General features: G+C 54.6%; 11 protein-coding genes. 8 read left to right on the top strand and 3 right to left on the bottom strand.

Going from position 1 to position 10,306, the window contains the following annotated elements:
- From modA to modC, 3 genes are all read left to right on the top strand, one after another.
- A partial coding sequence (gene modA / locus ABF287_RS17165; RefSeq protein ID WP_347186218.1) for a molybdate ABC transporter substrate-binding protein occupies positions 1-299 on the top strand: 299 nt, incomplete at its 5' end.
- Positions 296-994 carry a molybdate ABC transporter permease subunit gene (gene modB, locus ABF287_RS17160; protein WP_347186217.1) on the top strand — a complete coding sequence of 233 codons (699 nt, stop codon included), beginning with the start codon at positions 296-298 and terminating at the stop codon, positions 992-994. The genes modA and modB, both read left to right, overlap by 4 nt.
- Positions 991-2,070 (top strand): molybdenum ABC transporter ATP-binding protein, encoded by a 1,080-nt coding sequence (modC, locus tag ABF287_RS17155; RefSeq protein ID WP_347186216.1) that lies wholly within the window; start codon positions 991-993, stop codon positions 2,068-2,070. The genes modB and modC overlap by 4 nt, the downstream gene beginning before the upstream one ends.
- Here the strand turns inward: modC and ABF287_RS17150 are convergent.
- Genes ABF287_RS17150 through ABF287_RS17140 form a run of 3 tightly spaced genes read right to left on the bottom strand, consistent with a single transcriptional unit; the run spans position 2,067 to position 4,112 of the window.
- Complete coding sequence (locus ABF287_RS17150; protein ID WP_347186215.1) at positions 2,067-2,870, bottom strand: metal ABC transporter permease; 804 nt, start codon at positions 2,868-2,870, stop codon at positions 2,067-2,069. The genes modC and ABF287_RS17150 overlap by 4 nt on opposite strands.
- The gene (locus ABF287_RS17145; protein WP_347186214.1) at positions 2,867-3,628 is read right to left on the bottom strand and encodes a metal ABC transporter ATP-binding protein; all 762 of its coding nucleotides are present in this window, start codon (positions 3,626-3,628) and stop codon (positions 2,867-2,869) included. The genes ABF287_RS17150 and ABF287_RS17145 overlap by 4 nt, the downstream gene beginning before the upstream one ends.
- On the bottom strand, positions 3,621-4,112 hold the full coding sequence (locus tag ABF287_RS17140) for a Fur family transcriptional regulator (protein WP_347186213.1): 492 nt from the start codon (positions 4,110-4,112) through the stop codon (positions 3,621-3,623). The genes ABF287_RS17145 and ABF287_RS17140 overlap by 8 nt, the downstream gene beginning before the upstream one ends.
- A gap of 116 nt (positions 4,113-4,228) precedes the next feature.
- On the opposite strand from ABF287_RS17140, the gene ABF287_RS17135 reads away from it, so the two are divergent.
- The 5 genes from ABF287_RS17135 (at position 4,229) to pgsA (ending at position 10,232) form a co-directional block, all read left to right on the top strand.
- Positions 4,229-5,278, top strand: a complete 1,050-nt coding sequence (locus ABF287_RS17135; protein WP_347186212.1) for a zinc ABC transporter substrate-binding protein — start codon at positions 4,229-4,231, stop codon at positions 5,276-5,278.
- 60 nt (positions 5,279-5,338) lie between these two features.
- On the top strand, positions 5,339-6,133 hold the full coding sequence (locus ABF287_RS17130; RefSeq protein WP_347186211.1) for a S49 family peptidase: 795 nt from the start codon (positions 5,339-5,341) through the stop codon (positions 6,131-6,133).
- 168 nt (positions 6,134-6,301) lie between these two features.
- A complete protein-coding gene (locus ABF287_RS17125) occupies positions 6,302-7,261 on the top strand; it encodes a calcium/sodium antiporter (protein ID WP_347186210.1) in 960 nt (319 codons plus the stop codon).
- A 406-nt stretch (positions 7,262-7,667) separates the two neighbouring features.
- Entirely contained in the window at positions 7,668-9,548 is a 1,881-nt protein-coding gene (uvrC, locus tag ABF287_RS17120) for an excinuclease ABC subunit UvrC (RefSeq protein ID WP_347186209.1), read from the top strand.
- 18 nt (positions 9,549-9,566) lie between these two features.
- Positions 9,567-10,232, top strand: coding sequence for a CDP-diacylglycerol--glycerol-3-phosphate 3-phosphatidyltransferase (gene pgsA, locus ABF287_RS17115; protein WP_347186208.1), 666 nt, complete (start codon positions 9,567-9,569; stop codon positions 10,230-10,232).
- Positions 10,233-10,306: the final 74 nt, after the last annotated feature.

Raw genomic sequence — 10,306 nt, 5'->3', positions numbered from 1 at the left:
TCGGGCTGTGGGAAGATTTGGCCTCGCATGTGGCGCAGACTGATAATGTGCGCAGTGCCTTGTCGCTCGTCGCGCGTGGTGAGGCGCGATTGGGCGTTGTTTACGCCACAGATGCACTGGCCGAGCCGACTGTTCGCGTCGTGGCTCGTTTCCCATCGAGCACCCATGCGCCAATCGTCTATCCCGCCGCCATCGTTGCGCCGCAAACTCAAGGGGCACAGGACTTCGCGGCCTATTTGGCTTCGACCGAGGCGCGGGCGCGTTTTGAAGCACATGGTTTTGGGGTATCTGCCCCATGATGCTTTTGGATTTCTCTCCCACCGAATGGCAGGCGATCACCCTGTCTTTGAAAGTGTCTCTGGTGGCCACGATTTGCAGTTTGCCTGTTGGCATTCTGGCCGCCTATGCGCTGGCACGATGGGACTTTTACGGCAAGCAGCTGCTCAACGGCCTTGTGCATTTGCCATTGGTTTTGCCGCCCGTTGTTACAGGCTATTTGCTTTTGACCGTGTTTGGCGTGCGTGGTCCTGTTGGCGGATTTTTACAAGACTTGGGCATTGTGTTTGCCTTTCGTTGGACCGGCGCTGTTCTCGCCGCTGCGATCATGGCGTTTCCTTTGTTGGTGCGGGCGATCCGGCTGTCGCTTGAGGCGGTGGACCCGAAATTGGAACAGGCGGCGGCCACGTTGGGCGCGTCGCGCTTATGGGTATTCATCACGATCACACTGCCGCTCACCTTGCCCGGTATCCTCGCGGGATCTGTGTTGAGTTTTGCCAAAGCGCTGGGCGAATTTGGCGCGACAATCACCTTTGTCTCAAGCATCCAAGGTCAGACACAAACCGTGCCGTCTGCCATCTACGCGCTGCTGCAAGTGCCAGGACAAGAAGGCGCTGCATTGCGGCTGGTCGTGGTCTCCGTTGTCTTGGCGATGGGGGCATTGCTGCTGTCCGAAGTGCTTGCGCGGCGCGCGACAAAAAGGATGCGCGGAACATGAGCCTGTCTATTTCCATTCAACACCGATTTGACGGTTTTGACCTCGATGCCACATTTGCGGCACCTGAGGGGCTGACCGTTTTGTATGGACGGTCAGGGTCGGGCAAAAGCACCATCATCAATGCCATCGCAGGTCTTATGCGGCCGCATGCAGGGAAAATCGTCGTCGGCACAGAGGTTTTACAAGACACGCAAGCGGGTGTTTTCGTGCCGCCGCACAAACGGCGTTTGGGGTATATTTTTCAAGACAGTCGGCTTTTCCCGCACCTGAGTGTGGCGCGCAATTTGGATTATGCAGCACATGCGGCACGGCGCGAGATTGATCCGCAACACCGCGCCCGCATTGTCGACATGCTGGGTCTCGCGCCGATGCTCAATCGCAGGCCCGTTGCTTTGTCGGGGGGCGAAAAACAAAGGGTTGCGATTGGCCGTGCTCTGTTGGCGGACCCGCAGTTGATTTTGGCGGATGAACCGCTGGCGTCACTGGACAGTGAGCGGAAATCCGAAATCCTGCCCTATTTCGAACAAATCCGCGATGAAACGGATATTCCGATCATCTATGTCAGCCATTCCGCAGACGAGGTTGCGCGTTTGGCGACGACGGTTGTTGCGCTCGAAAGAGGCGCAGTTATTCGCCAAGGTCCGGCCCTTGATGTCCTGGCCGATCCAAACGCGATGCCGCTGGGCCTCGGGGCCGTGGGGGCTGTTTTGGATGCACGGGTTGTGGCGCATCACACGGATGGTTTGACAGAGCTATCAGCCGGACAGGACACGTATTTCTTGCCGCGCACACGCCTCGATGTGGGGCAACACGTTCGGGTGCGCCTGCCTGCCAGCGATGTGATGTTGGCGTTGCAGCAGCCTGTAGGCTTTTCAGCGCTTAACAGTGTCGCAGGGACGATCACTGCGGTGCAGCCCACGTCCGCGTCCAGCGCCATTGTCACTGTGTTGACCAGCGCTGGCCCAGTGTTGGCGCGCGTCACACAGCGGTCCGTCGCAGCACTTGAATTGCAGGCAGGAAAACCCGTTTTTGCCATTGTAAAAACGGTGGCAATTGCCTCTGATATTGGCGCTTAACCACGCCCTTTGCGCAAAAGATCGGTAGCACTTGCGACACAAAACATGACGGCCGCGACACAAACGATGGTCGGCCCTGTTGGGGTGTCAAATTGGAACGCCAGTTGAATGCCCGCCAGCACAGAGACAGCGCCAATCCCAACCGCCATGACCGCCATGCGTTCTGGTGTGCGCGCAAAAGGGCGTGCCGCAGCAGCGGGAATGAGCAACATTGCGGCAATCAGCAAAACGCCGACAACTTTAATTGCCACAGCCACAACCATGGCCAATGCGACTGACAAAATCAGCTGTTCGCGGCGCGGGGAAATGCCGGCAGCGCTCGCCAAATCGGGATTGAGTGTCGACGTCAAAAGCGCCGACCAGCGCGCGATCAGCAAAAGCACAACCAAAGCTGCACCGCCCCAAATCACCACCAAGTCCAAGCGCCCGACGGCCAAAATGTCGCCGAACAGATACGCCATCAAATCAATGCGCACGCCATCGATGAGCGACACAGCCACAAGGCCAAAGGCCAGTGAACTATGCGCCATCACGCCCAGCAAAGTATCCATCGCATAGCCGCGCCCACCGAGTGCGGAGACGGTTATCGCCATGATCAAAGCGACAGCCAAAACTCCGCCGAAAATTGACACATTAAAGGCCAAAGCCAAGGCCACGCCTAAGATCGAGGCATGGGCCGTCGCGTCGCCAAAATAGGCCATGCGGCGCCAGACAACAAAGCAGCCCAAAGGCGCTGCGGCTAAAACCACGCCGAGCCCAGCCAGAGTTGCGCGGACCATGAAGTCATCTAGAAAGGTCATGTGCGTTCCTCGGCTGAGTGGTCATGATCATGGGCACATGAGTCGTCATGTGTATGGCTGTGCTCATGTCGGTAAAGCGCCAATGCACCATGGGTGCCGGACCCAAACAATGCGCGGTATTCGGGGGCAGACACCACCGTTTCAGGCGCGCCTTCGCAACAAATGTGCCCATTCAAGCAAATCACGCGATCGGATGCGGCCATGACCACGTGTAATTCGTGGCTGACCATCAGAACCGCGCAACCATGGGCTTCGCGCACCTGTGCGATTTGCGCGTAAAAATCGGCAGATCCCGGTTGATCGAGACCTTGTGTCGCTTCATCCAAGATGAGAATGTGCGGATCATTGAGCAACGCACGGGCCAGCAAAACACGTTGAAACTGGCCGCCTGAAAGATCGGTCATTTGGCGCGCGATCAGATCGCCGGCGCCTGCTTCTTCTAATGCCCGCGTTGCGACAGCATTGCTGACACGGCGGGGCAGGCTTAAAAAACGGCGCACTGTAAGCGGCAGTGTGGGATCGATGTGCAACTTTTGTGGCACGTATCCGATACGCAAATTTGGTCGGCGCGTGATGGTGCCTGCTGTCGGGGTGATGGCCCCAACAAGCGTACGCAGCATCGTCGATTTGCCCGATCCGTTTGGTCCGACAATTGTGACGATCTCGCCCGAAACCAAGTTCAAATTCACATCATGCAGCGCCACTTTTGCGCCAATGTGCACGCAAACGTCTTTAAGGGATATCAGTGATTCAGGCATTTGAAGCCTCGTGTTTTGGACTGCAATTGGGGCAAAGGCCCTCGGCCTCTAAGATGGCGCGCTCGATGGAAAAGCCTGTTGCAGAGGCGATCTGAGCGAGGCGGCCTTGGGTAAGATCGGTTTCTGCTTCGGCGACGGAATTGCATTCGCGGCAAATCAAGAACGCGGGGGTGTGGACTTCATGCGGGTGTGCGCAGGCGATAAAGGCGTTGAGGCGTTCGATTTTGTGGACAAAGCCATGTTTGGTTAAAAAGTCCAACGCGCGGTAGGCGACGGGCGGCTGAGACCCGAGGTTTTCGTCGCGCAAACGATCTAGAATTTCATAGGCGCCCAAGGCGCGGTGTTCTTCGAGCAAGATCTCAAGCACGCGCTTGCGTACAGGCGTGAATTGCAATCCTGCTGACTGGCAGCGCGCTTCGACCGAGCTGACGGCGTCTGCGACACAAGAGTCGTGGTCGTGTTTGGCAAATCCAATCGGGTCCATGGGGTATCCTTGTTGTCGTGCAAAACGATAGAATTCGCACTCGGTCACATTTAGGGTTGATATGTTATACTATGACATATATCAACCCTTGTTATAATATAACAGGACTTGAAATCATGACTCGAACCCGTGCCGTTTGCTCCGCTTTGCTTTTATCGACCGCGCCAGTGATGGCAGACGTGCCCACTGTGGCGACTGACATTGCACCAGTTCACTCTTTGGCAGCCCAAGTGATGGCTGGGGTGGGCGCGCCGACGGTTTTGATGAAGCAAGATGCCTCGCCGCATGACTATGCCTTGCGCCCGTCAGACGCCAAAAACCTGCAAGATGCGGATGTTGTTTTTTGGATCGGCGACGGTTTGACGCCTTGGCTTGGTGACGCGATCACCACTTTGTCCCCTGACGCGCTATCTGTGTCATTTCTCGAAAGCGCTGTGACTCAGCAGATTGAGTTCCGTGAGGGGCTTACCTTTGAAGATCACGATCATGATGAACATGCACATGATGATGAGCATGAAGACCACGACGATCATGCGCATGAAGACGAGCACGAACATGAACATGAAGGCGATCACGCGGAAGGTCACGAACACGAGGGCCACGATGATCATGATGAACACGAAGGCCACGACGATCACGAGGGGCATGATCACAGTGGTGTAGATCCGCACGCCTGGCTTGATCCTGAAAACGCCATCGCGTGGCTCGGACTGATTGCACAAACGCTTTCGGAACTAGACCCTGCGAACGCAAACACATACGCGGCAAACGCTGCGCGCAGTGCAGCGAATTTGGCAACGCTGACGGGTGATCTGAAAGATCAGCTGTCAGACGATCAGGGCGCCAAGTTTGTCGTGTTCCACGATGCCTATCACTATTTCGAAGCGCGTTTTGGCCTGTCCGCGATGGGCGCCATTTCATTGGGCGACGCAGCCGCGCCAAGCCCTGCGCGTATTTCCAAGTTGCAGGACATGATCAAAGACAAAGGGGTCGACTGTGTTTTGTCTGAACCGCAGTTCAATGCGGGACTCGTGCGCACGCTTCTTGCGGGTACGCCTGCGCATAGTGGAGTGATTGATCCATTGGGGCAGGGGCTTGAAATGGGCGCTGATTTTTATGGCAAATTGATCCAAGGTGTCGCCGATAGCTTTGATGCGTGCAGATAATTCCACATAACCTTGCGCCCTGCCCTTGTTTGTAGGGGGGGCGCGCTTTACATCCTTCTTATGAAGAAATGGATCCCTTTTGTGAAATCGGCCCCACGTGTAAGCGTGGTGCGTTTAAATGGTGCGATTATGACCCGCCAAGGTGGGTTGAATGATCAATCTTTGGCTGCGGCTGTCGAGCGTGCGTTTAAACGCGGCAAGCCTGATGCGGTGGCTTTGTCGATCAATTCTCCCGGCGGATCGCCGGTGCAGTCGTCTTTGATTGCCGCCCGCATCCGTCGCCTGGCCGACGAAAAAGAAATTCCTGTCTATGCCTTTGTTGAAGATGTGGCGGCGTCAGGTGGCTATTGGCTGGCCTGTGCTGCCGACAAAATCTTCGTTGATCACAGCTCTATTGTTGGGTCTATCGGTGTCATTTCGGCTGGATTTGGCTTTGACAAATTTATCGAAAAACATGGTGTTGAGCGGCGTGTTTACACGGCGGGTAAATCCAAAAGTCAGATGGACCCGTTTAAGCCCGAAAATGCCACCGATGTGAAACGGATCAAATCCCTTCAAGTTGAAATTCACGATGCCTTTGTTGCTCATGTCAAAAACGCACGGTCTGAGCGCCTAGATACGGACGCAGAATTGTTCGATGGGTCGTTCTGGACGGGTGCGCAAGGCGTGTCCCTAGGTCTTGCAGATGGCATTGGCCATCTTATTCCCGTGATGAAAGACATGTACGGCGATACCGTTCGGTTTGCCGTTTACGGCCCGAAGAAACCCCTGTTTCAAAGGTTCGGGGCACAGCTGACGTCAGCTTTGACGTCCTCTGTTGAAGAGCAGGCGCTTTGGGCGCGGTTTGGTTTATGACGTGATTTTCAAAATAATCACCTTGTTTCTCGTGGGTATGATGGTACTCGCGCTTATCGGAAAGTTGCGCTTTCCTGGGCAAGAAAAACTCAAAGCGCTGGCCTGCAAAAAATGCGGTCGGTACAAAATCGGTAAAGGCCCTTGTGCCTGCGAAAAAGGCAAACGTTAATGGACTTTATTCTAGCTTGTGTCGGCTTGGTTCTGCTTTTGGTGGCGGGTGACGCGTTGGTGCGTGGTGCCGTTAATCTATCATTGCGGGTCGGAATTCCGGCCCTCATCGTCAGCCTAACAATCGTCGCCTTTGGCACCTCGGCGCCAGAACTTCTCATTGCGATTTCAGCGATTAAAGAGGGCGTGCCGGGTCTGGCCTTGGGGAACGTCATTGGGTCGAACACGGCAAATGTTTTGTTGGTGCTGGGGATCCCTGCGTTGGTTACGACGCTGCATGTCACGGACAATTCGACCCGATCTAGCTATTTGCAGATGATTGCGGCGACAGCGCTGTTTATCGGTTTGGCTGGGTTCGGCGCGTTCACATGGGGATCTGGCCTTGTTTTGTTGGCGGCGCTTTTTGCCATGCTTGGATATGCTGTCTATGTCGCGCGCTGCCATAAACGCGATGCGACTGCGACCTTTGACGACAGCGACGATTTGGATGATCTTGAAGGCGCAGACCCCGATATGCCTTGGTGGAAGATCATCGTGTTTTTGATCGCAGGCCTTATCGGTCTGCCGCTTGGCGCGGAGCTTTTGGTCAATGCGTCAACCAACATCGCGCGCGCATTTGGTGTCTCCGACACGATTATCGGTTTGACGCTTGTGGCTGTTGGGACATCACTTCCAGAACTTGCCACCACAGTTATGGCCGCTTTGCGCAAGCAAGCCGATGTGGCGTTTGGCAATGTCATCGGTTCAAACATGTTCAACCTCCTGGGCATCATCGGCGTTTCGAGTTTGGTGGGCGACTTGCCTGTGGCGCCTGAGCTGATGCAATTCGACATTTGGGTGATGCTCGCGGCGTCTTTGCTGCTCGGTGTATTCGTGCTCAAAAGGATCAATATTACACGTATTTGGGGTGCCGCTTTCTCGGTGCTCTATGTCACGTATATTGTGAGCGTTTTGCTGTAGCGAGACCTGTAGATCGGTCGGAGGCGCGAGGCCAAAGATCCAAACGCCGCCGATGCATGTCTGTATTTGACGCAGCGGTAAGCCGATCTTGATCAGGCACAATCGCGTCAAAACAGGTCTGTGAGCGCCGAAGTTGTGCACCTAAGTTGATTTGGTGCTTCGAATGTAACCAAAATATGAACAAATTCAATGATTTGACCGACTTATGAAAAAAATAACGTTTAATTTCAGAGTGTTAGGTTTCTGCCTAGTTTTTGTGCAAATTAAGGAAGACGCTTGAATTAAAGGAAAAAGCGGCTTTCACGGAGAGTTATCAGCAGAGTTATCCACAGAAACAGTGGATTTGTTTCCTCTTGCTCTCGGTGCGATAAGGTTGCAGCCACCAAGGAATCAAAGGCGATCGAGTATGAGCGAAACCCCAACGGAGCCACAGGAACAACAGATCCCAAAAGGTCACAAAGTGATCGAGGGATACTTGCGTCAAATTGATGGCTCACCTGGTGTGTACCGGATGCTCGATCCGGAGCATAACGTTCTGTATGTCGGCAAGGCGCGACACCTAAAGAACCGTGTGTCGAGCTATGCGCGTCCCCATGGGCACAGCGCACGTATCGCGCGGATGATTTCTGAAACATCGCAGATGATGTTTCTCACAACGCGCACGGAAACCGAAGCTTTGTTGCTTGAGCAAAACCTGATCAAGCAGCTTAAGCCGCGCTACAACGTTTTGCTGCGCGATGACAAAAGCTTTCCGAATATCATGGTCACCAAAGATCATGACTTTCCGCAGATCACCAAACATCGCGGCAAGAAAACCCGCAAGGCGGCTTATTACGGACCGTTCGCGTCTGCGGGGGCAGTGAACCGTACCTTGCACCAATTGGAGCGCGTGTTCTTGCTGCGCAATTGTTCCAACAGTGAATTTGAAGGACGCACGCGGCCCTGTTTGCAGTATCAAATCAAACGCTGCACCGCGCCGTGCGTGGGCAAAATTTCGAAAGAAGACTACCTCGAAATGGTGTCTGATGCGGAAAAGTTTTTGCAGGGCAAAGACAAGGGCATGCAGCAACGTTTGGCGGCGCAAATGCAAGAGGCCTCTGAGGCGATGGAATTCGAGCGCGCCGCCGCCTTGCGTGACCGCATCAAGGCGATGACCCAAGTGCAGACCGCCCAAGGCATCAACCCGCGCACCGTGACAGAAGCCGATGTGATCGGTCTGCATATGGAGGGCGGGCAGGCCTGCGTTCAAGTGTTTTTCATTCGCGCCAATCAAAACTGGGGCAACCGTGATTTTTATCCGCGCATTGCCGCGGACAACAATGCCAGCGAGGTGCTGACCGCATTCATCGGCCAGTTTTACGACAAAAAGGAACCACCGCGCCAATTGATCTTGTCGCATGGCATTGAAGACGTGGATTTGATGCAAGAGGCCTTGTCGGGAAAGCTTGGTCAAAAGGTCGAGATCATTCACCCGCAGCGGGGCGAAAAATCTGAGCTGGTCACCTTTGCTCTGCGCAATGCCCGCGAAAGCCTTGGGCGTAAAATGTCTGAAAGTGCCGCACAGGCCAAGCTGCTTAAAGGCGTTGCAGAGGCGTTTGATTTGCCTGAAGTGCCAACCCGCATCGAGGCCTACGACAACTCACACATCCAAGGCGCGCATGCTGTGGGCGCTATGGTTGTGGCGGGCCCTGATGGCTTTATCAAGTCGCAGTACCGCAAGTTTAATATCAAAGACGAAACGCTCACCCCCGGTGATGACTTTGGCATGATGAAAGAGGTGCTGACCCGTCGTTTTCAACGCCTCCTCAAAGACGACCCAGAGCGCAAGGGCGATACATGGCCCAGTCTGCTGTTGATCGATGGCGGGGCAGGGCAGGTGTCTGCTGTGCAAGAAATCATGGACGAGCTTGGTGTGGCTGACATCGCTATGGTGGGTGTGGCCAAAGGCGAGTTTCGCGATCACGGCAAAGAGGAATTCTACCGCACTGGAAAGCGCCCCATCGCGCTGCAACGCAATGATCCTGTGCTCTATTTCATCCAGCGTATTCGCGATGAAGTCCACAGATTTGCCATTGGCACCCACCGTGCGAAACGCTCAAAAGCGATGATTGCCAACCCGCTTGATGGCGTGCCTGGCGTGGGGGCAACCCGCAAACGTGCTTTGCTGGCGCATTTCGGATCGGCCAAAGCGGTGGCGCGTGCGAACTTGGCTGACCTCAAAGCCGTAGAGGGAATTTCGAGTAAGGTCGCGCAAACTATCTATGACTTCTTCCATGAAGGCGATTGAACGGTTAAAGGTGATCACATGATATGGAACATCCCAAATATTCTCACCGTGTTCAGGCTGCTATGTGCGCCTGCCGTCGCGATCGTCTTTCTGTTTTTGCCCCATCCTTATGCGGATTGGGTGGCGCTGATATTGTTCGGGGGCGCGTCTTTGACGGATTGGTTTGATGGGTTCTTGGCCCGCAGATGGAACCAAATGAGCAAATTCGGCACCATGCTTGATCCGATTGCGGACAAAGCCATGGTCATCACAGCAATCGCGGTCTTGGCGATGAATTTTGGCCCCTCACCGCTGATCATCGTGCCTGCCGCGTTCATCTTGCTGCGCGAGACATTCGTTTCAGGCTTGCGGGAATTTTTGGGCGAAACAGCGGGACTGTTGAAAGTCACGAAGCTGGCCAAGTGGAAAACCACAGCTCAGATGATCGCCATTGCTGTGTTGTTTTCCTATGGGATATTTTCGCATTACTTGGGCATGGGCACGATCGGGATGGATGGTGCCACTATGGACGCCATTCTCGATGGCGAGATGTCCGATGAAACATGGCTGCGGCTGAGCTATTACGGTTCGCTCTGGTCCTATGGTGGCGGCGTTATTTTGCTATGGATTGCGGCGCTTTTGACCGTGATCACCGGCGCAGATTATCTGATCAAAGCCATGCCGTTTTTGAAAGAGGACGCATGATGATCAATGTCGTCTATTTCGCGTGGGTGCGTGAACGCATTGGTGTGCCCCAAGAGGATATCGAGACCTCTGCG

This window comes from Pacificibacter sp. (assembly GCF_039769035.1).
Taxonomy (GTDB): Bacteria; Pseudomonadota; Alphaproteobacteria; order Rhodobacterales; family Rhodobacteraceae; genus Celeribacter.
This window is presented reverse-complemented; position numbering and strand designations above follow the sequence as displayed.

What these genes read in the sequence shown, in the direction of transcription:
- modB (WP_347186217.1), top strand. Translation starts at nt 296, where the DNA reads ATGATGCTTTTGGATTTCTCTCCCACCGAATGGCAGGCGATCACCCTG.
- modC (WP_347186216.1), top strand. Translation starts at nt 991, where the DNA reads ATGAGCCTGTCTATTTCCATTCAACACCGATTTGACGGTTTTGACCTC.
- ABF287_RS17150 (WP_347186215.1), bottom strand. Translation starts at nt 2,870, where the DNA reads ATGACCTTTCTAGATGACTTCATGGTCCGCGCAACTCTGGCTGGGCTC.
- ABF287_RS17145 (WP_347186214.1), bottom strand. Translation starts at nt 3,628, where the DNA reads ATGCCTGAATCACTGATATCCCTTAAAGACGTTTGCGTGCACATTGGC.
- ABF287_RS17140 (WP_347186213.1), bottom strand. Translation starts at nt 4,112, where the DNA reads ATGGACCCGATTGGATTTGCCAAACACGACCACGACTCTTGTGTCGCA.
- ABF287_RS17135 (WP_347186212.1), top strand. Translation starts at nt 4,229, where the DNA reads ATGACTCGAACCCGTGCCGTTTGCTCCGCTTTGCTTTTATCGACCGCG.
- ABF287_RS17130 (WP_347186211.1), top strand. Translation starts at nt 5,339, where the DNA reads ATGAAGAAATGGATCCCTTTTGTGAAATCGGCCCCACGTGTAAGCGTG.
- ABF287_RS17125 (WP_347186210.1), top strand. Translation starts at nt 6,302, where the DNA reads ATGGACTTTATTCTAGCTTGTGTCGGCTTGGTTCTGCTTTTGGTGGCG.
- uvrC (WP_347186209.1), top strand. Translation starts at nt 7,668, where the DNA reads ATGAGCGAAACCCCAACGGAGCCACAGGAACAACAGATCCCAAAAGGT.
- pgsA (WP_347186208.1), top strand. Translation starts at nt 9,567, where the DNA reads ATGATATGGAACATCCCAAATATTCTCACCGTGTTCAGGCTGCTATGT.